The sequence below is a fragment of the Stenotrophomonas sp. 21LCFQ19 genome, assembly GCF_056861425.1.
Genome location: NZ_JBSPUF010000024.1, coordinates 19,580 through 43,794, shown reverse-complemented (window position 1 = coordinate 43,794; position 24,215 = coordinate 19,580). Strand labels below are relative to the sequence as shown.

Annotated in this window: 21 protein-coding genes; 17 read left to right on the top strand and 4 right to left on the bottom strand. The window is 64.6% G+C overall.

All coding sequences use genetic code 11. The features are described from left to right. Positions 1-60 precede the first annotated feature (60 nt). Positions 61-717, top strand: a complete 657-nt coding sequence (locus tag AC13FW_RS19615) for an RIO1 family regulatory kinase/ATPase domain-containing protein (RefSeq protein ID WP_482990195.1) — start codon at positions 61-63, stop codon at positions 715-717. A 150-nt stretch (positions 718-867) separates the two neighbouring features. Here AC13FW_RS19615 and AC13FW_RS19610 read toward each other — a convergent pair whose 3' ends face one another. Next, positions 868-1,206 carry a P-II family nitrogen regulator gene (locus tag AC13FW_RS19610; protein ID WP_057628415.1) on the bottom strand — a complete coding sequence of 113 codons (339 nt, stop codon included), beginning with the start codon at positions 1,204-1,206 and terminating at the stop codon, positions 868-870. Positions 1,207-1,361: 155 nt separating this feature from the next. Here AC13FW_RS19610 and ubiK point away from each other — a divergent pair, with 155 nt between their 5' ends. The 3 genes from ubiK (at position 1,362) to AC13FW_RS19595 (ending at position 4,898) form a co-directional block, all read left to right on the top strand. Continuing rightward, positions 1,362-1,619: a ubiquinone biosynthesis accessory factor UbiK gene (gene ubiK / locus AC13FW_RS19605; RefSeq protein WP_482990194.1), complete on the top strand. Its 258-nt coding sequence runs from the start codon at positions 1,362-1,364 to the stop codon at positions 1,617-1,619. Positions 1,620-1,629: 10 nt separating this feature from the next. After that, entirely contained in the window at positions 1,630-3,144 is a 1,515-nt protein-coding gene (locus AC13FW_RS19600) for a YifB family Mg chelatase-like AAA ATPase (protein ID WP_482990193.1), read from the top strand. A 227-nt stretch (positions 3,145-3,371) separates the two neighbouring features. After that, positions 3,372-4,898 carry an esterase/lipase family protein gene (locus AC13FW_RS19595; protein ID WP_482990192.1) on the top strand — a complete coding sequence of 509 codons (1,527 nt, stop codon included), beginning with the start codon at positions 3,372-3,374 and terminating at the stop codon, positions 4,896-4,898. A 40-nt stretch (positions 4,899-4,938) separates the two neighbouring features. Here AC13FW_RS19595 and AC13FW_RS19590 read toward each other — a convergent pair whose 3' ends face one another. Next, complete coding sequence (locus AC13FW_RS19590; RefSeq protein WP_482990191.1) at positions 4,939-6,354, bottom strand: aminotransferase-like domain-containing protein; 1,416 nt, start codon at positions 6,352-6,354, stop codon at positions 4,939-4,941. Positions 6,355-6,721: 367 nt separating this feature from the next. On the opposite strand from AC13FW_RS19590, the gene AC13FW_RS19585 reads away from it, so the two are divergent. From AC13FW_RS19585 to AC13FW_RS19525, 13 genes are all read left to right on the top strand, one after another. Next, on the top strand, positions 6,722-7,831 hold the full coding sequence (locus AC13FW_RS19585; RefSeq protein ID WP_482990190.1) for a hypothetical protein: 1,110 nt from the start codon (positions 6,722-6,724) through the stop codon (positions 7,829-7,831). Further along, the gene (locus AC13FW_RS19580; RefSeq protein WP_282267952.1) at positions 7,831-8,787 is read left to right on the top strand and encodes a hydroxymethylglutaryl-CoA lyase; all 957 of its coding nucleotides are present in this window, start codon (positions 7,831-7,833) and stop codon (positions 8,785-8,787) included. The genes AC13FW_RS19585 and AC13FW_RS19580 overlap by 1 nt, the downstream gene beginning before the upstream one ends. 468 nt (positions 8,788-9,255) lie before the next feature. Next, complete coding sequence (locus tag AC13FW_RS19575; protein WP_482985643.1) at positions 9,256-9,762, top strand: RNA polymerase sigma factor; 507 nt, start codon at positions 9,256-9,258, stop codon at positions 9,760-9,762. Positions 9,763-9,869: 107 nt separating this feature from the next. Further along, entirely contained in the window at positions 9,870-10,826 is a 957-nt protein-coding gene (locus AC13FW_RS19570; protein ID WP_282267956.1) for a FecR family protein, read from the top strand. A gap of 185 nt (positions 10,827-11,011) precedes the next feature. Further along, positions 11,012-14,098: a TonB-dependent receptor gene (locus AC13FW_RS19565; protein WP_482990189.1), complete on the top strand. Its 3,087-nt coding sequence runs from the start codon at positions 11,012-11,014 to the stop codon at positions 14,096-14,098. A gap of 85 nt (positions 14,099-14,183) precedes the next feature. Then, a complete protein-coding gene (locus tag AC13FW_RS19560; protein ID WP_296246798.1) occupies positions 14,184-15,023 on the top strand; it encodes a HupA family protein in 840 nt (279 codons plus the stop codon). A 94-nt stretch (positions 15,024-15,117) separates the two neighbouring features. Beyond that, positions 15,118-16,629, top strand: coding sequence for a surface lipoprotein assembly modifier (locus tag AC13FW_RS19555; protein ID WP_482990188.1), 1,512 nt, complete (start codon positions 15,118-15,120; stop codon positions 16,627-16,629). A gap of 36 nt (positions 16,630-16,665) precedes the next feature. Continuing rightward, positions 16,666-17,274, top strand: a complete 609-nt coding sequence (locus AC13FW_RS19550; protein WP_296246794.1) for a biliverdin-producing heme oxygenase — start codon at positions 16,666-16,668, stop codon at positions 17,272-17,274. Continuing rightward, complete coding sequence (locus AC13FW_RS19545; protein ID WP_282267968.1) at positions 17,274-17,645, top strand: YbaN family protein; 372 nt, start codon at positions 17,274-17,276, stop codon at positions 17,643-17,645. The genes AC13FW_RS19550 and AC13FW_RS19545 overlap by 1 nt, the downstream gene beginning before the upstream one ends. An 11-nt stretch (positions 17,646-17,656) precedes the next feature. Then, a complete protein-coding gene (locus tag AC13FW_RS19540; RefSeq protein WP_482990187.1) occupies positions 17,657-17,974 on the top strand; it encodes a hypothetical protein in 318 nt (105 codons plus the stop codon). Next, positions 17,971-18,669, top strand: a complete 699-nt coding sequence (exbB, locus tag AC13FW_RS19535) for a tonB-system energizer ExbB (protein WP_482990186.1) — start codon at positions 17,971-17,973, stop codon at positions 18,667-18,669. Before AC13FW_RS19540 ends, exbB begins: the two co-directional genes overlap by 4 nt. Before the next feature lie 2 nt (positions 18,670-18,671). After that, positions 18,672-19,094, top strand: a complete 423-nt coding sequence (gene exbD, locus AC13FW_RS19530) for a TonB system transport protein ExbD (protein WP_482990185.1) — start codon at positions 18,672-18,674, stop codon at positions 19,092-19,094. Beyond that, positions 19,091-19,840: an energy transducer TonB family protein gene (locus AC13FW_RS19525; RefSeq protein WP_482990184.1), complete on the top strand. Its 750-nt coding sequence runs from the start codon at positions 19,091-19,093 to the stop codon at positions 19,838-19,840. Before exbD ends, AC13FW_RS19525 begins: the two co-directional genes overlap by 4 nt. Positions 19,841-19,998: 158 nt before the next feature. On the opposite strand, the gene AC13FW_RS19520 is transcribed toward AC13FW_RS19525, so the two are convergent. Continuing rightward, the gene (locus AC13FW_RS19520) at positions 19,999-23,148 is read right to left on the bottom strand and encodes a TonB-dependent receptor (protein ID WP_482990183.1); all 3,150 of its coding nucleotides are present in this window, start codon (positions 23,146-23,148) and stop codon (positions 19,999-20,001) included. A 78-nt stretch (positions 23,149-23,226) separates the two neighbouring features. Continuing rightward, on the bottom strand, positions 23,227-24,210 hold the full coding sequence (locus tag AC13FW_RS19515) for a FecR domain-containing protein (protein WP_482990182.1): 984 nt from the start codon (positions 24,208-24,210) through the stop codon (positions 23,227-23,229). Between the last annotated feature and the right edge of the window lie 5 nt (positions 24,211-24,215).

Sequence of the window (24,215 nt, the reverse complement as noted above, 5' to 3'; positions counted from 1 at the left end):
GCACGTTAGACCGGCTTTGCAAGACGCTTTCCGCGCCATGCCCGCGTCAGGAAGGTTTTGATGAATACATTGCCCAGTTTCGACGGCGACCACGCGGTTGTTCCCGCCCACCATCTGCTCAAGCGCGGCGAACGCCTGCTGGAGCCTGACGTCTACCGCACCGAACTGGACGGCCGCCCGGCCGTGGTCAAGGACTACCGCCGCTACCAGGGCACTCCCCTGTCGCCGGTGGCGCGCCTGCTGGTACGCCGCGAGGCCAAGGTGCTCAAGCGCCTGCAGGGTTGGAAGCACGCGCCGGCGCTGCTGGGCACCCTTGGCGGCCTGGCACTGGGCATGGAATTCATCCCCGGCGACACCTTGAGTGCCGGCGTGCAGGGCGTCACCCAGGAAGTCTTCGACCAGTTGCAGAACGCCTTGGCGCGCCTGCATGCGGCCGGCATCACCCATAACGACCTGCACGGCACCAATGTGGTGGTCAGCGCAGGCGTGCCGGTCCTGCTGGACTTCACCTCGGCGCTGCGGGCGCCACGCTGGCTGCGCAACTGGCCGATCTTCCGCCAGCTGCGCCGCAGCGACATGAAGAACCTGGTGAAGATGCGCCAACGTTTGACCGGAATGAAGCCCTCTGCCGAGCAGGCCGCAGCGCTGGCGGAGCCGGGCTGGGTGCAGGCGGTGCGTAATGCGTGGAAGCGGCTTTATCGGCGGATCAAGGGCTAAAGCCAAGGCTTACCCCTCCCCAGCCCTCCCCTGCGCTACGCGCAAGGGAGGGGGCCAAGCCCTGCTCCCTCCCTTTGGCGCAGCCAAGGGGAGGGCTGGGGAGGGGTGCTCCAAAGCTCTAAAGCTTCAAAACCCCAAAGCCCACAAACCTCAAAGCGCATCCCCATCCAGTTCACCGGTGCGGATCCGCACCACGCTGCCCAGGTCATACACGAACACCTTGCCGTCGCCGATCTTGCCGGTGCCGGCGGCCTTGACGATGGCTTCCACCACCTCGTCGGCCTGCGCATCGGTCACCGCGACCTCGATCTTCACCTTCGGCAAGAAATCGACCACGTACTCGGCACCGCGATACAGCTCGGTGTGACCCTTCTGCCTGCCAAAGCCCTTGACCTCGGTGACGGTGATACCGGCCACGCCGCGTTCGGCAAGCGCCTCACGCACGTCGTCCAGCTTGAACGGCTTGACGATGGCCATGATCATCTTCATAGGTCGGCTCCTTGGGTGATGCCTGAAGCATACCGCGCAGGCTGACGTGCCACTAGCAAGCTTCCGGACTATCCTTACCATTGGCACTAACGGATACCGATGCCCGCAACCCACAGCCGCCCTCTAGGCTCGGCTCACCCCTGCGGAGAAACCCCATGATCGACCTCAACCACATTGATGCGCTGGCCCGCCGCCTGAGCGACCTGGTGCCGCCGGGCCTGCGCGACTCGCGCGAAGAACTGCAGGCGACCTTCAAGAGCGCACTGCAGGCAGGGCTGGGCAAGCTGGACCTGGTCACCCGCGAAGAATTTGAAGTGCAGCGTGCCGTCCTGCTGCGCACCCGTGAAAAACTCGACGCGCTGGAACACGCCGTCGCCACCCTGGAAAACCGCGCCAGCGACAAGAACGCCTGAGCGCCGGGCGGTGAGCCTGGCGCTGGTGCACAGCCGCGCCCGCGCAGGTGTGCATGCACCGTTGGTGCAGGTAGAAGTACACCTGTCCGGCGGCCTGCCCTTCACCCAGATCGTCGGCCTGCCCGAGGCCGCTGTGCGCGAATCACGCGACCGGGTGCGCGCCGCCATTCTCTGCGCGCAGTTCGACTATCCAGCGCGACGCATCACCATCAATCTGGCACCCGCGGATCTGCCCAAGGAAGGCGGTCGCTTTGACCTGCCCATCGCGCTCGGCATCCTCGCCGCCTCCGGCCAGATCGACCGCAATGCCTTGGCCAACTACGAGTTCATCGGCGAGCTGGCACTGACCGGCGAATTACGTGCGGTGGATGGTGCACTGCCGGCCGCAATCTCAGCGGCCAACGCCCAGCGCTGCCTGATCGTTCCACCGGGCAACGCCGGCGAAGCGGCACTGGCCCAGCACGCAGAAGTCAAAGTCGCACGCACCTTGCTGGAAGTGTGCGCAGCTTTGAACGGCAGCAAGCAGCTGCCCGATGCACAGGTACCGTCAACAGAACCGGCCGCGCCTGCTGACCTCAGCGATGTACGTGGTCAGCAACATGCGCGAAGGGCCTTGGAGATTGCCGCAGCAGGTGGCCATCATCTCCTGCTGCTGGGTTCCCCCGGCTGTGGCAAGACCCTGCTGGCCTCGCGCCTGCCCGGCATCCTGCCCGAGGCAAGCGAGGAAGAAGCGCTGGAATCCGCAGCCATCGCCTCGATCAGCGGGCGCGGCGTTGATCCGAGTCGCTGGCGGCAACGTCCCTATCGCTCGCCACACCACACTGCCAGCGCGGTTGCGCTGGTTGGTGGCGGCTCGCATCCGCGACCTGGCGAAATCTCTCTCGCGCACAACGGCGTTTTGTTCCTGGACGAGCTGCCGGAATGGAATCGGCACGCGCTTGAAGTACTGCGCGAGCCACTGGAGTCCGGCACGGTCACTGTCTCACGCGCGGCACGCAGCATGGAGTTTCCGGCGCGATTCCAACTGGTCGCAGCAATGAACCCTTGTCCCTGCGGTTGGGCTGGCGACAGCAGTGGCCGCTGCCATTGTTCTGCAGAAAGCATCCGTCGCTATCGCGCGCGCATCTCCGGGCCGCTACTGGACCGCATCGACCTGCACCTGCAGGTGCCGCGGCTGGCACCCAGCGAGTTGCGAGGTGATGCCGCCATTGGTGAGAGCAGCAGCGAGGTACGCGAGCGGGTGATGCGGGCAAGGACGCGGCAACTGCAGCGTGCGGGCAAGGCCAACGCACATCTCGGCCAAGCGGAAACCTCGCGGGACTGCGTGCTATCCGCTGCCGACAGTGACCTGCTGGAACAGGCCATGGAGCGACTGCAGCTGTCGGCACGCTCGATGCACCGGATCCTGCGGGTGGCGCGAACGGTTGCCGACCTTGCAGGGGAGCCTGCGATTCAACGGCTGCACCTGACCGAGGCGATTGGCTATCGGCAGTTGGATCGGGGTGGGATTGGGGGCGAGGGATAGGTTGCTGGGGGTTTTGGCGCTTGCTTGGAGCCACTGCAACGGCAAAGGCTTTACCCCTCCCCAGCCCTCCCCTGCGCTTCGCGCAAGGGAGGGGGCAGAGCTTGGCCCCCTCCCTTTGGCGCAGCCAAGGGGAGGGTTGGGGAGGGGTTAGCTCTCAAAGCACCGGATTCAAGACAAATGCCAAAAATCCGTTCACCATCGCCAGCAGCCCCCCGCAGAGACCGGCCATGGAACGTATCGAGCGCCCCTACTTCCCGATCATCTACGTGCGCGGCTACGCGATGACCCGCGATGAGATCGTCGAAACCACCTCCACGCCGTTCATGGGCTTCGAGGCCGGTTCCACCAAGATGCGCCAGGCGCAGGACGGCAGCATCGTCAAGTTCGTCTTCGAGTCACCGCTGGTGCGCTTGATGAAGGACTACAACTACCGCGACGTCTACGAATTCGGCGCCGAGCGTCGCGACCGCATCTCGCCGCGCTGCATCGTCATCCATCGCTACTACGACCCGGCAGACCCGGCCTTCGGCGATGGCAAGACGCCGTCCATCGTCGATGCCGCCGCCGCGTTGGGCAAACGCATCGAACAACTGCGCGACAGCATCTGTGGCAACAACGCGGCCATGCGCAAGGAATTCCGCGTCTATCTGGTCGCCCATTCGATGGGCGGGCTGATCTGCCGTTGCCTGCTGCAGAACCCGGACGTGGCCAGTGCCGAGGTGCGGGCGATGGTCGACAAGGCCTTCACCTATGCCACGCCGCACAACGGCATCGAGGTCGGCGGCATCAACCTGCCGAACCTGCTGTCGATCAACGACATCAACAACTTCAACCGCAGCAACATGGGCAAGTACCTGAAGGTGCCCAAGGACAAGGTCAACACCCTGGGCACCTCCGGCTTTCCGCCCGAGCGGCTGTTCTGCCTGATCGGCACCAACGCACGCGACTACGCCGCCGCGCACGGGCTGTCCTCGTTTGCAGTAGGTGCGTTGAGCGACGGGCTGGTTCGTATCGCCAACGCCTACGTCGAAGGCTCGCCGCGGGCCTTCGTCAACCGCAGCCATAGTGGCTACTTCGGCATCGTCAATTCCGAGGAGGGTTACCAGAACCTGGTGCGCTTCCTGTTCGGCGACACCTGCGCCACCGCCCAGCTCGACATCACCGCCCTGCCCTTCCCGCCGGAGATCGAGGCCGCCCGCAAGCGCGGCAAGAAGATCGAGTCCTCGTACTACATCGAGGCCACCGTCGCCCCGCGCGGCGCCTACACCTACGAGCTCACCTCGCGCACCCAGGCCAACCAATGCGCCATCCGTCGCGAGTACGGTGACATCTTCGACGCACAGGGCAACCTGCTGAAGGACAAACGCTCGACCGTGCTGTTCTCGGTGTTCCTGGACAGCAGCAAGATCCTGGCCGGCAGCGAAATCGCGTTCTCGATCGACCTGGCGGTCAGCAACGCCGGCTATCAGGTGGACGGCGCGCTGTTCCTGAAGAACCACATCCCCGGTGAGTACCTGTTCCGCAACACACTGGTGGTCTTCGCCAAGCCCGACGATGCAGGCGGCTGGCGCCTGCGTTATGTCTGGAGTGACGACCAATGGGCAGGCGGACCGAAGAATGAAGCCGAGCTGGATACCGCCCGCACCAAGGCGATCGGCATCAACCAGCAGGCACCGAACATCTTCGCGATACCGCTGCAGTCAGCCAAAGGCTTCAGCGCCGAGTTGAAGCTTTCGCTTTCCGACTGGCATTGAGCTCTCGCCGTGCCTCGCCGTACCGGGCGCTGGACCAGCATCAGGCCAGGACCGCGGCCTGGTCCATCTCCTCACGCAGGCTGTCGACGAAAACGCTGTCATTCAAATAGGCGACGTTCAAACGTGTCCACGGTGACACCTGCTCGGAGTCGATGTTGAAGAACGCGCCCGGCGCCAGCACAACACCGCGTGACAGCAAGCGAGCAGTCAGCGTACGGGTGTCGTCGATGCCATCGAAACGCGCCCATAGATACAGGCTTTGTTCCGGCGTCGCGTAGACGGTTGCGTCCAGTCGATTCAACACCTCCAACCCTTCCGCAGTGGCGGCGCGCACCCGGTCCTGCAAGCGCCCGACATGGCGCAGGAAGTTGCCTTCGCGCAGGATCGCCTCCAGCACGCGCTCTCCATACTCGCTGCTGCCGATGTGCAGCAGCATCTTCAGGTCGGCCAGCTCTTCGATGTGTGCGTTCTCGCCGGCGATGAAGCCGCTGCGCAATGCCGCCGATACCGACTTCGAGAAGCTGCCCACATACAGCGTGTTCCTGAACTGGGACAACGAAGACAGGCGAAACGCAGAATTCGGCTTGAAATCTGCCATTGCATCGTTCTCGACGATCAGCACGTTGTGCGCCGCCGCCAGCTCCAGCAAGCGCTTGCCGACTTCTGGCGCTACATCGGTACCGGTCGGGTTGTGCGCTGTGGTCTGCATGAAGAAGACACGCGCCTTGCTGGCCAGCAGCGCCGCCTCGAACTCGGCAAGATCGGGACCGTCCACGCGGCGTGTGATGGCGATCGGCTTCGCGCCTTGCAGTTGCAGCTTGCCAAACAGCGGGTAGTAACCCGGCTGCTCCACCAACACCGTATCGCCTGGCGCAACGTAGCGTCGGATGATCAGGTCCAGCGCATGATTTGCGCCAAACGTGGTCACCAGCTGCCGCGGGCCGAGCTCCATGCCATGCATGGCCATGCGGCGGATCAACTGCTGCCGCAACGGCAGGTAGCCGTAACGGTTGCCGTATCGAAACAAGCTGCCGATGCCACTGCGAGCGACCTGCCGATGGAAGCGATCAAGTCGCATGTAGGTCAACCAATCAACCGGCGGAAAGCCTTCGGCCAGGTGTGACCGCCCTGGCTCACGGATGGCCTGTTGGCGCATCATCCACAACGTGTCGATAACCCTGCTGTAACCAACGGGTTCCTCATCAACATCCCGTTCCGGCGGCGCTTCCACGCCGCGCACAAAGAATCCTTTGCCGTGCTGCGCCTCCACCAGCGCCCGCTCGCCAAGCAGGTCGAACGCCGAGATCACAGTGTTCTTCGAATAGCCATTCAAGCGCGCGTACTCACGCAAGGACGGCAGCTTGTCTCCTGGCTTCAGCACACCGGCAAGGATCTGGCGACCGATGTCCATCGCTACTTTTTCCGCTAGTGAAATCTTCCGTGGTTCAGAGCGCATAGGGATCCATACAGAATTCTTCGGGGGGCGCTCACTGTATCTAGACGCCAGCGCACGCTGTAAAGAGCATAAATAGACATTTTGATATGAATTGGCAGACACGCCGCTGCAGCCTATCTGTACGAGAAAACTGTACCTTTCGCCCGCACGCTTCAGAGCACACGGCGTTCCGATGATTGAGTAATGCTCGACGCAGATGGATCGACCGGGACAATCACCGTTGAACGCAATCAATGCACATGCAGAGCACACAGCGTCGTCCGATTCGACGCCAGCAATAGCGCACATTCCGCGCAAACCAGGCATTGGCATAAGACTGGACAGCGCTTCCGGAACAGCGCCAGTGAATGGCGCCGTTCCAATGCCAATGCCTGACGACCAACACATCCATTTGAACCAGCCAATCAGCTTCATCGACGAAGTGCCGATCAACGGCAGTCGCCAGCGCGTAGCAATCGCGGAGCGTCAGCCGGGACAGGCACACATCCTGCAACGCATCATCCAGCTCTCGCATCCAACCGGTGGATTTCATGTGTTTGGTGCCGCCCGGCTGCTGCGTGCCAGCGTCCAGTTCAGCACGATCCGCGACGTGCATGGTGCGCGCAAGCAAGTACTGCAGCTACGCAACCAGCTGGTCGGACTCGTCAACGCGATGAACCATGGACTAGTCTCCGGTGGCGGCGGCTGCAAGGAGCTTGAAGCAGTGGTGCGCATGAGCAGCGCCATGGAGCCGCAGCTGGAGATTTCAGTGCTTTTGGAAATCCCAGATAGATCTGACATCCGGGTCATCGACGAGCTGATCGCGAAGCTGGCACCTTTGATTGAGCAGTTGACCATGGGGACGAAGACGGGGGCGTCAACCACCGAGGTCGCCAGTCACCAGCTGCTACGCGCGCAGGTAGCTTTCGACCCGGGCACCTTTTCGCTTGCGGCCGCCACGGGCTATGCGCTGGCAGGACGTGTCGTTGATCTTCACAATTTCACCTGCATGACCAGGGAGCGCGTCCACAAGCGCAACGCGGACATTCTCGCAACGGCGAATTCCGTGCTTGCTGCCACTGGAGCTGCGAGCGGCAACAAGCGCACTACCTGGACAGCCGTCGACGACCCCGGGGTGCCGCTGGTGACCTGGTACCGCGATCACCACGGTCGTCTGGCGGGACGAATCTCGCTGCCGCTGCAGGCGGACGCAGACTACACCGGCACTGCGACGCGCGACGCAGCCAAGGTTCCGTTTACGTATCCACTCACTCCCGCCGTCGCGGCGATCGGTTTGGCGCAGAGCCTGGTCAACCTGCATGCACATGCTGCCGAGGCGGTCGCTCAGGGTGATCCCGGCCAACACGCCTACGACCTGGCATTGCTGGCAGGCGCCATCGACAGTGAGATCGTTCACGTGGTCAACGCCCAGTTGTCCGCGCAGAGCATCCACCTGGATCTCGCGATAACTGCGCTCGACAAGTTGCGGCGGCGATGATGGACAGCCACGATGAAGCCCAGGAAGATCATGTCCGCATCATCGAGCTTGGCGCGCGCAGTTGCCTTGAGCGCCAGACCAAGGCACTGCCGGCCATGGTCCGCATGAACCTGATCGAATTGCTGGAATCGGCCGGCATCAGGGAAATCGAACTGGGCTCGTTCACTTCACCACGCCGGGTGCCGCAGATGGCCGATACCGCGGCGCTATGCACGCTGCTGGGGCCAGCGCCGATTGACCGTGTCCGCTCCGCGCTGGTTTCGGACATGACGGGGCTGGAGATGGCAGTCACCAACGGCTTCCGTGATATCACCATCACTGCGGCCGCATCGGATGCCTATTGCCGCGCAATACTCAACTGCAACATCAGCGAAAGCCTGCGCCGTGCTGACGAGATCAGCGAGCATGCCCTGGCACTCGGCATCCAGGTCCGTGCCACGTTGGCGACGGTCATCCATTGCCCCTACGGTGGAGCGGTGACGACGGCGGAGGTCATCCGTATCGTGCGCACGCTCTACCATATGGGCTGCCGTGAGATCAGCCTGTGCGATACCACAGGCAGGGGTACCCCAGCGTCGGTTGGTGTGCTGCTGCGTGCCTGTGCCAGCGAAGTGCCGATGCACCGCGTGGCCATGCACTTCCATGACACCTTCGGCCTGGCCATCGCCAATGTCATCGAAGCACTGGAACATGGCGTGCGCGCGTTCGATGGCGCTGTTTCCGGGCTTGGCGGTGACAGCCATGCTCCGGGTGCGGCAGGCAATCTGGCTAGCGAAGACCTGGTCTATCTGTTCTCCGGACTGGGGATCAGCTGCAACGCCGATCTCGACGGCCTGCTGCTGGCCGCTGACTACATCGACTGCGTGCTTGAGCGCAGCACCGGGTCGCGCGTGGGTCGGGCGCTGCGGGCGGGAAGAAAGCAAAGCAAGGACACGGCTAGAATCTGGACGGGATGAGCTGGTTCGGTTGCTGCCGCTGTTGCATGACATCCAGCCCAGGCAGCGGCCGCCGTGGAACCCGTTGCCCGTGCGCGGCCGGCCCACGGCGTTGACGTGCACGCAGTCGTGCCAGATCAGCCCAGCCTGCTCCGTTGCCGGTGGCAGTCGCATGGCGCCCGCAACGCTCGCCTCCTTCATTTCCACGGAACCGCCAAGGTTCTGCCATGTGCCATGGCGGCCTGGAACACTGCCAGCCCAGGCGCGGAACTGACACGCCATCGGCGATGAACGTATGATGTGCCGGTCAGCGAGCATAGCGGCCAGCCGACCACCCGATGCCGGCGCCGAGCGCCGTGGAGAGATTCCCATGCCGCTGCTGTCAAACCACGCGCCACGCTGGCGAAAGCAACGCCATGCGCCGGCCCTGCCCCACATCGCGCCTGCCTGCATGTCTCAACTGCATGCCACCGCCGGCTGCCAGCACTGATGACTGCGCCGAGCTCGCGCCTGATTGATGCCTTCCTTGGCCTGTACGGCGAGTTGAAGCGGCACCTGCGGCGACGTACGGGCGACAGCAGTCGTGCCGAAGAGGTCATGCAGGAAACCTACCTGCGCCTGCTCGAGACCGACAGCCGTGTGCAGCAGGAGCAGATCCGCGACCAGCGCGCTTTCATTTTCCGCGTTGCCGGCAATCTCGCCATCGACGTGGCGCGTCGTGAGCAGCGCGCAGGCGGCAACGGCGAACCTGACCCCCAGCAGGCCGACCCTGTCGCCGGCCCGGAGCGCAATGCCATCGCCCAGGACCGCCTGCGGCAGCTCGATGAGGCCTTGCGCGAGCTGCCGCCCAATGCGCGCCTGGCCTTGCTGCTGTTCCGCGTCGACGGCCTGTCGCATGCATTGATCGCGCGCCGGCTTGGCGTATCCGAGAGCATGGTGGCCAAGTACCTGGCGCAGGCGCTGCGGCATTGTCGCGACCGCCTCGGGCCAATGTGAGGACAATGATGGAAGATGATCACTGCAGCCACTGCAACTTTGGCATTGGCGAAACGTCTTAACAGGTAGCCCCCCCTTTTCCAGCGCAGCCCCCTAGCCACGCCACGATGTTCGACCGCTTCCGAACCCGGAACAACGCGCTCAATGACGAATCCATCCAGTGGGTGATACGCCTGGGTGCGCGCCCGTCTGCGGGCGATAAAGCCGCGTTCGAGCGCTGGTGCCAGCGCTCCCCGGCCCATGCCGAGGCTGCGCGGCAGGCATTCGCGCTGCTCGATGGCGTGGGCCAGACCGCGCTTGCGGCCGAGCACCGCCATTGGGTGCAGGCGCTGACACCTGCGCCGCGCCGGATCAGCCGCCGCGCGGTGTTGGCAGGCGGGCTGTCGGCAGCAGCGCTGGCTGGCGTGGTTGGTACGGGCATGCTGGGACCAGTCAGCGGCGTGCTTGCCGACCATCGCACCCGCATCGGCCAGCGCCGGCAGGCATCACTGGGCGACGGATCGACCGCCTGGCTCAACAGCGAGAGCGCATTCTCGCAGGCGTTCTCCAACGTCCGCCGCACCGTATCCGTGGCCGCCGGTGAACTGCTGTTCGACGTCGCCCCCGACCCGCAGCGGCCCTTCGTGATCGAGAGCCGCGACGGCAGCGTCCATTGCAGCGTTGGCCGCTTTGCCCTGCACCGCGAATCACGCCGCAGCACGCTGACCGTTGTCTCCGGCCTGGCCGAGCTGCGCAACCGGGCCGGCGCCAGTATCGAAATGATCCCCAACCAGCGCGTTGCCTTCAGCGCCGATGTACTGGGCAAGGCCGAGACCGTCGATGCCGGTGCATTGACCGCCTGGGTCCGCGGCAAGCTGATCTTCAACCAGCAGAGCGTGGCGGCTATCGCAGGCGAACTGCAGCGCCACGTACCGGGGCGCATCGTCGTGATGGGTGAGTCGCTGCAGCAACTGCAGCTCACCGGCGTGTTCGAGCTGGATGACATCGATGCGCTGCTGCGCAATATCGCCGCGCTGGCCGGTGCGGAACTGATCCGCCTGCCGCTGCTGACCGTGATCCGCTGAGCCGCCGAGCAGCGCTGTAACCCTGCAAGCGGCCCGCCGTGCAGGCAGACGAAGCGGCGGCCAATTTTTTTTCTGCTGACGCTGCAAGTTTCGCCCGCGACGGTCGTCTATAGGAATGAGACTTATTCTCATAAAGTCAACGCCAGTACTTCCTGGCGTCCTCTTCCTATTCCTTCGTCGGACCCATGAGCCCTTCCAACTTTTCCCGCCGTTCCCTGCGACTGCCCGCCGTGCTGGCGGTCAGCATCGCCCTGGCACTCAATGCACCGCTGCATGCCGCCGCACAGAGCAGCGTCGCCAGCGGGTCCACGCAGCGCACCGCTTTCGATATCCCGGCACAGTCCCTGGACAGCGCGCTGACCCGATTGGCGGACCAGGGCGGGGTTCGCATCCTGTTCGTGTCCAACGATGTCAGCGGCCTGCAGGGCACGGCCATCAAGGGCCAGCTCAGTGCGGCGCAGGCGCTTGACCAGCTGCTGGCGGGCAGCGGACTGGCCTGGCAATGGCGCGAGCCCGGCACCGCCGTGGTGACGCGCAGCGGCGCTGCTACCGCCGGCGCGAGCACCCCGCTCGTCACCGGCACGCTGAGTGTCACCGGGCAGCAAGGCATCGAAGCTACCGGTGCGCAGCGCGACCTGCGCGGCCAGGACGAGGTCTACGACCTGGACCTCTCCACCGCCTACCTCGGCCGCACCGAGATCGAGCGCTACAAGGGCGCGACGCCTTCGGACCTGCTCAACGGCGTCGCCGGCGTGTTCAGTGGCGATGCGCGCAACAGTGGCGCGCTCGACGTCAACATCCGTGGCGTGCAGGGGCCGGGACGCGTGCCGGTCACCATCGACGGCACCGAGCAGGCGGTCACCGCCTGGCGCGGCTACAACGGCATCGGCAACCGCAACTACGTCGATCCCAACCTGATCGGCGGCATGCAGATCTTCAAGGGCCCGTCGCTGACCCGCAATGTCACCACCGGGATCGGTGGCGGCGTGGTGATCAAGACACTGGATGTGGACGATGTGGTGCCGGAAGGCGAGTCGTTCGGTGGCGAGTTCAAGATCGAAGGCAGCAGCAATGCGGTGGCACCACGTCTGCCGGGCCGGTTGTACACCGGCATGAACCACCGCGACGTGCCGGAACTGGCCACCGGCAGCCCGACCAATGACCCGACCCTTCGCGTGCAACCGCATACCGGTGGCGGCGGTTACAACGTCTTCGATGGCGAAGACCACGCCTACCGGCTGGCACTGGGCTGGAAGTCGGACACGCTGAGCCTGTTCGGTGCCTACGCCTACCGCGACCGTGGCAATTACTTCGCCGGCAAGCGCGGCGCCGGCTACTACTCGCAGCCGGTGGAGAACATCAGCGCCGGCGACTACATCATTACCATGGCCAACCGCCTGCGCCCGGGCGACGAGGTAACCAATACCTCCAGCCAGATGGAATCGTGGCTGTTCAAGGCCACCTGGAACCCGACACCCGACCAGGTGCTGCGCTTCGGCTACCGCGACACGCTGTCGCACTACGGCGAGATCATGCCCTCGCGCATCAACCGTACCGCGCTCGGCCTGCCGCAGTGGTCACTGAGTCGAGTGGACTCCACCGCCTACAACCTGGAATACAAGTGGCAGCCGCAGGACAGCCGTTGGATAGACCTGTACGCCAACCTGTGGCGCACCGATACCGACAGCAATGCGAACACCGCCGGCAGCTACCCGAACTACTGGAACGCGGTGACCCAGCCGATCATCATGAACGGCGCGCTGGATGATTCGACCAATACCCGCAACGGCCTGACCCTGAGCAATCTGTTCCGGCTCAGCGATACCCTGGACCTGACCATCGGCGGCGACTTCCAGCACGAGAAGCTGCGCTCGCATGACGAGTACATCGGCCCATCTGCCAGTTGGCGCATGTTCCCGCGCGCCGGCCGCCGCGAGGAGTGGAACGCCAACTTCAACTTCGAATGGCGCCCGGCCGACTTCCTGAAGATCAACGCCGGTGCCCGCTACTCCTCGTACTGGGCGTACGACGATTTCCTCGCTGACCATCCGAACAAGTTCCTGGCCTCGGTATCCGGCTACCAGGCGACCTACCGGACCATGTCTGCCGAGGAGCGCAGCAATGCAGAGACGCAGCTACGCACCGTCCACCAAGTCTGCGCGATGATGCCGTTCTACTGCGAGATGTTCAATATTCCGGAAGGGATAAGCGAAGCCGACTACATCGCCGCCAACATCGACGGCTATGCCAGATCGAAAACGATTCAATGGCTTCCTGACGCCGAAGGAAAATTCCATCGCGTAGACAACCCCTGCACCAACGGCATGCTCAACGGCATAGCCGATCTGTACAAGGGCGGGAACTGCAGCATCGGCCTCACCGCCAACCCGATTGCTTCCCGCTACGCGGTGGCAAAGAAGCGCCGTGATCGTGGCTGGGCTCCATCACTCACGGTGACCGGCTTCTTCTCCGATTACAGCCGTGCTTACTTCAGCTACAACGAGGCACTGCGCTACCCGAACATGTTCGAGAGCGTGATCGCCTTCGGTGCCAGCGTCAGCCCATTCCGCGACCTCGAGCCGGAGCATACCTACAGCTACGAGCTGGGCTATATCCAGGAGCTCGGGCATCTGCTCGGCGATGACACCATCGCCGACCTCAAGTTGAGCTACTACCACCGCCGCACCGATGACCTGATCGAACGCGACAACAACTTCCTGTTCCGCAACATCGACAAGCAGCTCGTGCAGGGCGTGGAGTTCCAGGGCCGATATGACAATGGTCGTTTCTTCACCGATCTTGCGGTTGCGCACACCCTCAAGAACGAGGTCTGTGATGAGCACACCGCGATCACCATCGACCCCAACGTCACTGGCACGCCCACCTGCGTCGATCAGGGTTTCATCGGCAGTTGGCTGCTGACCCAGGCCTCGCCGGAGACCTCAGCCAACTGGTCGCTGGGCGGACGCTTCCTGGACAAACGGTTGGAACTTGGCACGCGTGTTGTCTATTACCAGCGCCGCAAACCCAACCGTGACCTGGAAGCATTTTCCGAAGCCACCAACCAGAACCTTGGCGTGTTCAACGTGCCGTTCTCCTGGGACACCACCTGGCTGTTCGACGCCTATGCCAGTTACCGCGTCAACGACACCGTGCAGTTGGAGCTTATCGGCACCAACCTCACCGATCGCTATTACGCCGACCCGGCCACCCGCTCGCTGCTGCCCGCTCCGGGCCGCACGCTGAAGTTGAGCGTGACCGCGCGCTTCTGATCAACCCGTAGCAGCAAGGAGTCCACCGCAACCCGAACCGTCACTGCAGTCAACTTTTCTTCGTCACCTCAAGAGAGAAATGATCATGAAAATGCACAAGCGTCTTTCCCAACTCGCCGTCGCCCTGACCGTGGTTTCCCTGGCAGGTACCGCCGCAGCCGCCAACATCGTCGGCGCCCAGTCCGCTGGCTCCGGTGCTTCCACCATCACCGTCGGCGAATCGCAGGTTCCGTACGGTCCGCACACCGCTGGCAAAGCCGGCGTCGGCATCTCCAGCTATGCCGCCGGCATCAAGGTCGACTTCCAGGGCCTGACCCCGTCCAGCGCCGCAACCGAACTGCACCCGGGCACCGACAAAGGCATGACCGTGTACCAGCTGCACGACCCGATCACCACCGGTACCCCGGGTGATCCGACCGACCCGGCGCACGCAGGCCTGGGCAGCTTCAATTTCGTAAAGGTGGGTACTGGCGATGTCTGGTTCGGCGAATGGTCGACCAACGGCAATACCGGTAGCCCGACCTACCAGAACCGCCAGGTCTATTACGTGGGCGACAAGACTGGTTACACCGCTGCCACCGGTACCGCGGTTGGCTACACACTGACCGGTCTTCATCGCTACGGCGCCAACACCAACCTGACCGGCAGCCTGACCGCCAACTTCAGCAGCCGCACTTTCCACGGTGACCTGTCGATCGGCGCAACGTTGATCCGTTTGGGCACCAGCGGCAGCCAGATCGCGTTCGACACCAACGGTCACTTCGATGCGGCCAATGCCGGCCAATGGGTGATCCCGGGCAACTTCGTGCTCACCACCGGTACGGTGAAGGGCGACTTCTTCGGCGCAGGCGCGACTTCCGTCGCCGGCATCGTCGATTTCGGCAACCCGGCCTACAACATCGCCTGGGGCGGCACCAAGAACTGACGGCTGAGACCATCCGTCAACCGCTGTAATTCGACTGCTACCGGCAAGGACCAGCCAGCGTCCGCCAATCCTTGCCTCCCTCGATGGCCATTGCATGCATTCTTGTTTTCCCAACGACCGTCGACGCCGGTCTGCCTTCGCGCTTCCTGCGGCACTGCTGCTGGCAGGCCTGCTGTTGTCATCTGCCTGCTTCGCACAGGAGCAGGCCGATACACGCCGCCTGCTCGACCAGCGCATCGATCAGCAAGCACAGGCCCGCGAGCGCGAGCTGCTCAAGGACGAACTGGACACCGAGCGCCCGACGCTGACCATCGATGGCGAGCGTCATGTCATCGGCCACAACGTCGACGACGTCGGCCGCGCACTGTATCTGGCGCTGCAACACCGGCAGTGGAGCCTGGCCGCACACTTCCTCAACGAATACCTGACCCTGCCCAACCACGACAAACTGCTGGTGCATTACGCCCAGGGCGGCTTGCTGCGCATCCAGGGCAAGCACGCGCAGGCGGCCGCCGAGTACCGCGCCCTGCTCGCCCTGCAGCCGGACTTCATGCCAGCCAGGCTCGAGCTGGCCCGCACCTTGTTCGAAGACCAGCAGGATCGCGAGGCAGACGCGTTGTTCGCAGAAGTCGGCACCAGCATCGATGCCAACGACCCGAAGACCGAGGGCGTGCGCACCACCATCGCCAGCTTCCGCCAGGCCTTGGCCCAGCGCGAGCGCTGGAGCGGCTCGTATGCTGCCGGACCAAGCTGGACCGACAACGCCAACCGCACCTCGGCCAGTCGCACCTGCCTGTTGCTGCTGGTCACCGGCGACTGCCTGATCGAGCGCAAGTTGCCCGAGGCCATCACCGCCAGCGGCATTGACTACGATGCCACCCTCAACAAGCGGCATGCGCTGCGCGGACACCACGGTGTCTACCTGCGCGCACTCGCGTTCGGCCAGAACTACCGCGACAACAGCGCCTACAACGAGCTCAACGCCGCGGTGCAGGTGGGCTACAGCTTCCGCAGTGCTCGCCACAACGTCGCGCTGGCACCTTCGTTCGATTACTACGCATTGGGCAACAGCGCCTTGTTCGGCGCGCCGGGCGTGCATGCCGAATGGAGCTGGACGCCTGGCCAGCGCTCCATGCTGAAACTTGAAGCCGACTGGAAGGATCTCAGCTACCGGCAACGCGACTACGCGCGCAATCTCGACGGTGTGCAGCGCACCGCTTCGGCCACCTACTTCCGCAGCCTGGGCAGCCACTGGATGGCCTTCGGCGGTCTCGATGCACTGGACAGCGATGCCCGCGACCGCAGCAACAACTACCGCTCGCTTGGTGCCCGCCTCGGCGCATCACTGCAATGGCCGGAAGGCTTCAGCCACACCCTGTTCGCCTCCTATCGCCGCCGCAGTTACGACCTGTACAGCCCGATGCTCGGCGTCCGCCGCGATGACGATGAGCGCAACTACACACTGATCATCAAGGCCAAGCGCCTGGCTTTCGCCGGCTTCACGCCCTTGCTGAGCCTTCGCTACAACGTCGTCTCCAGCAACGTCGACTGGCTCTACAGCTATGACCGCAGCACCGCCAGCCTGAAGCTGGAACGCAGCTTCTGACCCCCCAACCACTTCCTGCATCACCGGGGATCGCACATGAGCACACACAGCACCGTTGTTTCGCGCAGCCAGCAACTGAAGGCCGCCACCCACAGCACCCATGACAGCCTGGACAAGCGGGTCATGGCAGCAGACATCTTTGCCAGCCGTGACAGCTTCACGCGCTTCCTGCGCGTGCAGTATCGCTTCCACCGCGATATCGATGCGCTCTACTCGCATCACGGACTACTGGCGTTGATCCCCGATCTGGCCGAGCGCCGGCGGTTGGCCAGGATCGCACTCGACCTGCAGGATCTCGGCAGCGGTATTCCCACCGGCAGCACTCCTGCAGTGGACGCCAACATCGCCCTGCCCGACGCCCTGGGCTGGCTGTACGTGGCCGAAGGCTCCAACCTTGGCGGCGCCGTGCTGTTCAAGCTGGCGCGGGACCGACTGCAGCTGCACGCCGACTTCGGCGCCCGCCACCTGGCCGCGCATGCCGACGGCGCAGCGCGGCACTGGCGCAGCTTCACTGCCGCGCTGGACGCCGCACCGCTGGCGGCCGCGCAGGAAGCCTCGGTGGTGGAGGGGGCACGCACGGCGTTCCAGACCGTGCGCAGCCATGTCGAAACGGAACTGCATGCCGACCCGGTGGCGGTGACCTGATGCGCTGGCTATGGTTCTGCGCCGGCTGCTGGATGCTGGCACTGGGCATCATCGGCGCACTGCTGCCGGTGATGCCCACCACCATCTTCCTGATCCTGGCGCTGGCCTGCTTCGCGCGTTCGTCACCGCGGCTGGAACGCTACCTGCTGCAACACCCGCGCTACGGCCACAGCCTGCGCCTGTGGCGTGAGCAAGGCGCGGTCAGCAGGAAAGGCAAGACCTTCGCTGCGCTTGGCATGGCGGTGGGCTACCTGGTCTTCTTCTGCACGGCGCACCCCGGCTGGAAGCTGGCGCTGGGCATCGGCCTGTTCTTCATCGCCAGCGCCGGCTACGTGCTGTCGCGTCCCGCACCACGTGCGCTCATCCATTGAGGATACTGATCATGCCCCTGACAACGCCGGCCAGCCTGCCGCTGCCAGTCCGCAACATCCACTCGGCGATACTGCGTGGCGCCGGCATCCGGGTGACCTCGGCGCGGATTGCCACCTTGCGGCTGGCGCCGTTGGTGTTGGCCGCACACGGACGCCTCAGTCCGCAGCTGTTGCATGCCGCTTCCCTGAAACAGGGCGACATGCATGTCTCCACCAGCGCTTTCTACAACACCTTGTCGACGCTGGGTGCAGCTGGCTTGCTGCCATCCCCCAAGCAAACAGACCCATCACCACCCGCGGACAGCGCGACCAACCAGGAGCACGCATGACGACCAACCTGCCCAGCAATCTCAGCCCATGGCAGATGTTCCTGCATGCAGACTGGGTGGTGCAGACGGTGATGGTCGGTCTGGCCATTGCCTCGCTGGCAACGTGGACGGTATTGCTGGCCAAGCACCGGCAGCTGCGACGTGAGGCGCAGCGCATGCAAACCGCACGCGGCGCACTCGCAGCGGCGGACACCCTGCCCACGGCATTGGCCACGTCCGGGCAGGAAAGTGCCATCGTCTCGGCGTTGCTGGCCGAGGCACAGGATGAGCTGCAGCGCTCGCCCAGCGTTGGCAGTACCGACGGCATCAAGGAACGGGTCGGCTCGCGCCTGCAGCGCATTGAACTCGCGCATGCACGCCAGCTGCGCAGTGGCACCGGGCTGCTGGCGACCATTGGTGCCACCGCACCCTTCGTCGGCCTGTTCGGCACGGTGTGGGGCATCATGAACAGCTTCGTTGGCATCGCCCAGGCCAACACCACCAATCTGGCCGTGGTCGCACCCGGTATCGCCGAGGCCTTGCTTGCCACCGCGCTTGGGCTGGTCGCGGCGATTCCCGCGGTGGTCATCTACAACCACCTGAGCCGGCAGCTTGCAGCGCTGCGCGGCGACAGCGGCGACCTGTCAGCCAGCGTGCAGCAGCTGGTCTCGCGCGACCTCGACCGCCGCGCCTTCAACCCCTCCGGAGCGCCGTGAGCATGGCGATCAGGACCGACGAGCAGGACGAAGCGCCCGACGAGAACCACGAGATCAACGTCACCCCTTTCATCGACGTGATGCTGGTGCTGCTGATCATCTTCATGGTCGCCGCGCCATTGGCCACCGTGGACGTCGCCGTCGATCTGCCGGCATCCACGGCGCAGCCGCAAGCGCGTGCCGATGAGCCGGTATACCTGACCGTGCAGCAGGATCTGTCGCTGCGCTTGAACCAGGACCCGATCACTGCACCGACCTTGGCCGCGGCACTGGATGCACTCACCGCCGGCAACCGCGAGCAGCGCATCTTCGTGCGCGCCGACAAGGGTGTCGCTTACGGCGACTTGATGGACACCTTGAACAGCCTGCGTGCTGCCGGCTACCTGAAGGTGGCCTTGGTCGGACTGGAGCAGGCCACGCCGTGAACTGGACACCACATGCGACCGAGGGCCCACGCTGGGGTCGCAGCCTGTGCGTCGTGCTTGGCGTGCATGCACTGGTGGTCGGCGGCGCTGCGGTCTGGTCATCGTGGTCGCCGCCACCTGCGCCGCCGTTGCCTCCGCAAGCGGTGATGCTGGAGCTGGCGCCACTGCCGAGCGCACCGCCGGTGCCGCCCACGGATCTGGCACCGGGGCCGCTGCAGCAGGAACAGCTGCCGCAGCCCGTGCAGGCAGCGGCGACACCAACGACGGCAGTTGCGCCGCCCTCACCCACCCAACCGGCAGATGCAGCGCTGCCACCGCCAGCCGCAGAGCGACAGCAACAACAACCTGCCTCAGTGGAAACTGCCGAGGTGCTGCAATCAACTGCACCACCCAGCGTGCAGGCGCCCAGCAGCCCCCACTACACCGCCCGGCAATCCTCGGCCGGTGCCGCCAATCCATCACAGGCCAATTGGCAGGCGCTGGTACTGGCGCATCTGCAGCGCTACAAACGCTACCCGCGTGCGGCACAGCGACGTCGCAGCGAGGGCGTGAGCCTGATCGAGTACGCGGTGGACCGCAGCGGCGGCGTGCAGTGGGCGCGGCTTGCCCGCAGCAGTGGCAATGCCTTGCTGGATGGCGAGGCGCTCGCCGCCGTGCAGCGCGCCAGTCCGTTACCGTCGCCACCGGATGAAGTGCAAGGCGATCCGGTGCAGATCACCACGCCCGTCGAGTTCTTCATTCGCTGACAGCAGCTGCGTCGGATTCGTTGCCGTTCGCTTGCCGCGAACGCATCACCACGCCTTTGCTGGCAACCAGCGGCGTCTGCAAACAGAAAGCCCGCCCGGATCTACATCCGGGCGGACCTTGTCATTGCATGCGGCGTTTTCAAGCACACCGCACTGGGTCAGAATCGATAGTTGAAACTCGCTTTCAGCGTGCGGCCCGGCGCCAGCATGGAAGAGCGGGTCAGCGGATCGATGTAGTACAGGTTTCCCAGGTTGGTCCCCACCACTTCAACCGTCGCACGGTCGTTGACGCGCCACGTGGCGTAGGCGTCGTAAGTAGTGATGCGGCCCCATTGCAGCGGCGTGTTGAGGTAATAGGAAATCGTCGCCGACTGGGTGCCGTAGTTGTCCTTGAACACGCTTTCCTGCGGCGCGTGGTGGACGATGCGGCTGCCAAGCTCCAGGCGGCCATCAAACAGGCGCGTCCCCACCGTCCAGTTGAAGGTGTAGCGTGGGATGGCCATGGTCACCAGGTAGCCACCGACGAAGCCGGTTTCCACGCAGTTGGAGACGCCGCCGGTGTTGTCCAGCAGCATCGCGGTGTGCTCGTCGCAGACACGGTTTTCCAGATTCCACGCACCGCTGATATCGGTGAAGAAGCGGCCGTTGTCGAAGCGACCCTGCACCTCGACGCCGCGAATGGTCTGCTCGTCGATGTTGGAGAAGGTCAGCTGCGGGCTGCGCTCGATCACGTCACGGGTGCGGTGGTGGTAGTAGGCGATCTTCAGGTCCGCCAGCGGATTGCCGTCCAGCAGCTGGCCGAAGTCCTGCACCCACGACAACTCGGTGTTGAAAGCATGCTCCGGCTTCAGGCCATAGCTGTCCTGGACGCTGGAGAAGCCAATCGTGCTCTCAAACAAGGCCGGGAAGCGGCGCACCTGGCTGTGGCGCAGGTAGACGCGGCTGTGCTCGCTGAACTCATAGGTCGCGGCGAACGACGGCACCCAGCCGGCGCCGCGCTGCCTGCGCGCGGTGTTGTCGACCGTGGCGAAGGGAATCAGCTCGCCATTGACGCTTTGGCCGGGATAGGGGCCATCAGACCAGCACTTGCGGCCGCCGCTGAGCTCGACGTTGCTGAAGTCGATTGCGCCGTTGATGCAGGGATTGTCAGCGCGGTTGTAACGGCCCTGGCCATCGTGCTTCCACAGCATCTCGTTGTTGGCGGTGTAGGTGGTGCGGCTGCGGACTTCGTCGAGGGCTGGGGTCAGCAACTCCGCCACGAACTGCTCACGTGTATAGCCGAAGAACTCCTCGTAGATGGGCCACTGGCTTTCCATGATGTCGGTCATCTGGGCGACCGACGTGTCGATCTCGGCCTGGGTGTAGTGCTCCAGCGTGTTCCACTTCATCACCCGACCCGAAGCCTCCTGGCTGCTGGTCGGCAACACGCCGGCCCGCTGCTGGCGCGCGAGGAACTGATCGAACGACTGCCAGTTCTGGTAGCGCACACCCGCGCTGAGCAGCAGCTTGTCGATCGGCCGCCATTCGAACAGGGCGCTGAGATCATACTCACGGCGCCAGCCAGCGCGCGGCTTGCCGCGCCAATAGCCGGTGATCTCCGGATCGTTGTAGGCATCCTTGGAGCTGAGGGTTTCCTTCTGCAGGTTGCCACCGACCGTCAGGTCCAGGCTGTCGCTCAGCTGCATCTTGTTGTCGAACGAGAAACCGGTGCGCGCGTTCTTGCTGTTGGCGATCGCGGTGTTGCGGAAGTGGTCCGGGGTGACATAGACCTTGTCGACGTCGTTGTACCAGTTCATGCGATCGTTCGGCAGGCCGCCGCTGCTGTAGGTCGCACTGTCGGTATCGGTGCGCCACAGGTTGGCGCGCAGGTCCACCCAGTCCAGCCCCGGGCGCCACTTGTATTCCAGGTTCACCGCACGCGCATCCACCTGGCTCAGCGGCCACTGCGGAATGCCATCGGTGACGGTGCTATCCCACTGGATGCGCGAGGGCATGATCTCGCCATAGCGCGACTGCGTGTCGCGCACGTTGAGCTGCAGCACCTGGCTGTCGCTCAGGCGCCAGGTGCCCTTGACCAGCCACGATTCCATGCGGCTGGAGGAATTGAGGATCTCCGAACCAGGCACATAGACCTTGGCCAGGTACGGCACGTAGTCCCAGCTGTTGGTCGGTTCGTTGTCATAGAACGAACTGCCATGCTTGCCGGCGAAGTGATTACCCTTTTCGCGGAAGGCATAGGCCGCCATCAGGTCGAAGTTCTCCTTGCGCAGGCCCAGCGCCAGCCGCCAGGCCTGGTCACTGCCGAAGCTGCCACTGCCACTGGTACGCGGATGCTGGTACAGGGTCGGGTCGTAGAAATTGACCTGGCTGGCCGGGAAACCCGGCACGCTGCCGATCGGCTTGCCGGTCAACAGGGTCGGCAACTTCGGATCGATGGCGTTGTCGCTGGCCTCCATCTTCAACTCACCGCCGAAGCTCTCGCCTTCCAGCAGGATGTCGTCCACGTCGAGCGTCTTGATCTGCACCGCGCCGCCCACCGAGGTGTTGGCACCACGCAGCATCGCCGGGCCCTTGATGACCTGCATGCCGCCGATCAGGCTGGGATCGATGTAGTTGCGGTTGTTCGCGCCCATGTAGCCGCGCCAGACCGTCAGCGCCTGCTCGGTGCCGTCGATGGTCAGCGGCACGCGGCCCGGGCCCTGGATACCGCGGATGTTGGGATCCAGCGCACCGCTGTTGCGGGCATCGCCGCTGTAGACGTTGACCATGCCCTTGAAGATGTCAGCCGGTGCAGCGCCCTTGTAGCGTTCGATCTGCTCGCGTCCGGCGTAGACGGTGGACAGGTCCAGGTCGTAGACATCGTCATAGCCGCGCTCATCGCGCTCGATGCCGGTGGGATCGGCCGAGCGCTCTCCACCAACCCGCAACGTACCGATCACCACGGCATCGCCGTCAGTGCTGGCCACGCGCTGGATGCTCCACGCACCCGGGCTGACTTCGCGTGCCACCAGATCCGTGCCCTGCAACAGCCGCGCAAGCGCTGCGCGCACCGTGTAGCGGCCCTGCAATGCGGGCGCAGCGCGGCCTGCAACCAGTGCCGGGTCATAGCTCAGCGAAACACCGGCGGCCGTCGCGGTGTCGTTCAATGCCCGCGCCAACGGCGCGGCCGGGAGGTTGAAGCTCACATTGCCTTCGCTGGCTGCAGATGTGCCGCTCTGGGCGAAGGCCGGCTGCGGCAATGGCAGCGAAAGCGCGACCAGGCAGGCAAGGGCCAGCGAGGTGCGGACAACAGGGGGACGCGAAGACATGGCAGGGTCCGTGACAGAAAGGAATTGAAAGGGTTCACTTCCTTGCCCGGCCAACCGGCAAAAAGGGACATCCCGGTCTCAGGCGGGGTCGACCATCACCCACAGGCGGCTGCGATAGCGCACGCGCAGCGGGAAACCCGCCTGCAGCAGCGCGAGCACGGTATCGGTGTCGTCCAGCTGGAACACGCCGGACACCAGCAGGCCGGCGATCTCCGGATCACAGCGCACGACGCCGCTGCGGTAACGCGCCAGCTCGGACAACAGTTCCCCCAGCGGCATGGCCTCGGCATGCAGCACCCCCTGCACCCAGGCCAGGCTGTTGCGCTGTAGCGCGGTGACCGCGCTGATGCCGGTCGCGTTGAAGACCGCCTGTTGGCCTGCGCTCACCAGCTGGGTGACATCGCCGCCATCACCGAGCTGGATCCGCACCGCGCCCTGCTCCACCGCCACGCGCGCATGGTCATCCCACATGCGCACGGCGAAGCGCGCGCCCAGCGCAGATAGATGCGCGTTGCGCAGCTGCAGCAGCAGGGGCCGTGCTGGAACACGATCATCCGTCGCTTCCTGCAGCAGCACTTCACCGCGCAGCAGCTGCACTTGCCGCAGCTGCTCATTGAAGGTGAGCGCAATCCGCGTATCGGTGTTGAGCTGCAGTTCGCTGCCATCTGCCAAGCGCAGCGCGCGCCTCTCACCGATGCCGGTGCTGCCGTCGGCAACAATGTGTTGCCAGGGCTCGCGCTGCCACGCCAGGCGCGCCAGCGGCGCGCCGACCATCATTCCCATGATGGCCGCCAACGCGGCGCGGCGGCCCTGCCGCGTACGGCGAGCCTGTTGCAAGGGCGCACTGCCTACCGCACCGGGCACATCGTCGAGCAGACCGGTCAAGCGCTCCGCGCGTTGCCAGGCGCGCCTATGCAGGTCGTTGCTGGACAGCCAGCGCTGCCAGGCCGCGCGCTCCCTGGCATCGAGTTCGCCTTCGCGGAAACGCAGCAGCCATTCCGCCGCTTCATGCAGCACCGGCGCGGGAATGGACACATCGATCCTGGCCAATGGCTCCTGCATGCGGA

What these genes read in the sequence shown, in the direction of transcription:
- AC13FW_RS19585 (WP_482990190.1), top strand. Translation starts at nt 6,722, where the DNA reads ATGCCTGACGACCAACACATCCATTTGAACCAGCCAATCAGCTTCATC.
- AC13FW_RS19555 (WP_482990188.1), top strand. Translation starts at nt 15,118, where the DNA reads ATGCATTCTTGTTTTCCCAACGACCGTCGACGCCGGTCTGCCTTCGCG.
- AC13FW_RS19590 (WP_482990191.1), bottom strand. Translation starts at nt 6,354, where the DNA reads ATGCGCTCTGAACCACGGAAGATTTCACTAGCGGAAAAAGTAGCGATG.
- exbB (WP_482990186.1), top strand. Translation starts at nt 17,971, where the DNA reads ATGACGACCAACCTGCCCAGCAATCTCAGCCCATGGCAGATGTTCCTG.
- AC13FW_RS19540 (WP_482990187.1), top strand. Translation starts at nt 17,657, where the DNA reads ATGCCCCTGACAACGCCGGCCAGCCTGCCGCTGCCAGTCCGCAACATC.
- ubiK (WP_482990194.1), top strand. Translation starts at nt 1,362, where the DNA reads ATGATCGACCTCAACCACATTGATGCGCTGGCCCGCCGCCTGAGCGAC.
- exbD (WP_482990185.1), top strand. Translation starts at nt 18,672, where the DNA reads ATGGCGATCAGGACCGACGAGCAGGACGAAGCGCCCGACGAGAACCAC.
- AC13FW_RS19575 (WP_482985643.1), top strand. Translation starts at nt 9,256, where the DNA reads ATGACTGCGCCGAGCTCGCGCCTGATTGATGCCTTCCTTGGCCTGTAC.
- AC13FW_RS19580 (WP_282267952.1), top strand. Translation starts at nt 7,831, where the DNA reads ATGGACAGCCACGATGAAGCCCAGGAAGATCATGTCCGCATCATCGAG.
- AC13FW_RS19520 (WP_482990183.1), bottom strand. Translation starts at nt 23,148, where the DNA reads ATGTCTTCGCGTCCCCCTGTTGTCCGCACCTCGCTGGCCCTTGCCTGC.
- AC13FW_RS19595 (WP_482990192.1), top strand. Translation starts at nt 3,372, where the DNA reads ATGGAACGTATCGAGCGCCCCTACTTCCCGATCATCTACGTGCGCGGC.
- AC13FW_RS19610 (WP_057628415.1), bottom strand. Translation starts at nt 1,206, where the DNA reads ATGAAGATGATCATGGCCATCGTCAAGCCGTTCAAGCTGGACGACGTG.
- AC13FW_RS19560 (WP_296246798.1), top strand. Translation starts at nt 14,184, where the DNA reads ATGAAAATGCACAAGCGTCTTTCCCAACTCGCCGTCGCCCTGACCGTG.
- AC13FW_RS19565 (WP_482990189.1), top strand. Translation starts at nt 11,012, where the DNA reads ATGAGCCCTTCCAACTTTTCCCGCCGTTCCCTGCGACTGCCCGCCGTG.
- AC13FW_RS19545 (WP_282267968.1), top strand. Translation starts at nt 17,274, where the DNA reads ATGCGCTGGCTATGGTTCTGCGCCGGCTGCTGGATGCTGGCACTGGGC.
- AC13FW_RS19550 (WP_296246794.1), top strand. Translation starts at nt 16,666, where the DNA reads ATGAGCACACACAGCACCGTTGTTTCGCGCAGCCAGCAACTGAAGGCC.
- AC13FW_RS19615 (WP_482990195.1), top strand. Translation starts at nt 61, where the DNA reads ATGAATACATTGCCCAGTTTCGACGGCGACCACGCGGTTGTTCCCGCC.
- AC13FW_RS19570 (WP_282267956.1), top strand. Translation starts at nt 9,870, where the DNA reads ATGTTCGACCGCTTCCGAACCCGGAACAACGCGCTCAATGACGAATCC.
- AC13FW_RS19515 (WP_482990182.1), bottom strand. Translation starts at nt 24,210, where the DNA reads ATGCAGGAGCCATTGGCCAGGATCGATGTGTCCATTCCCGCGCCGGTG.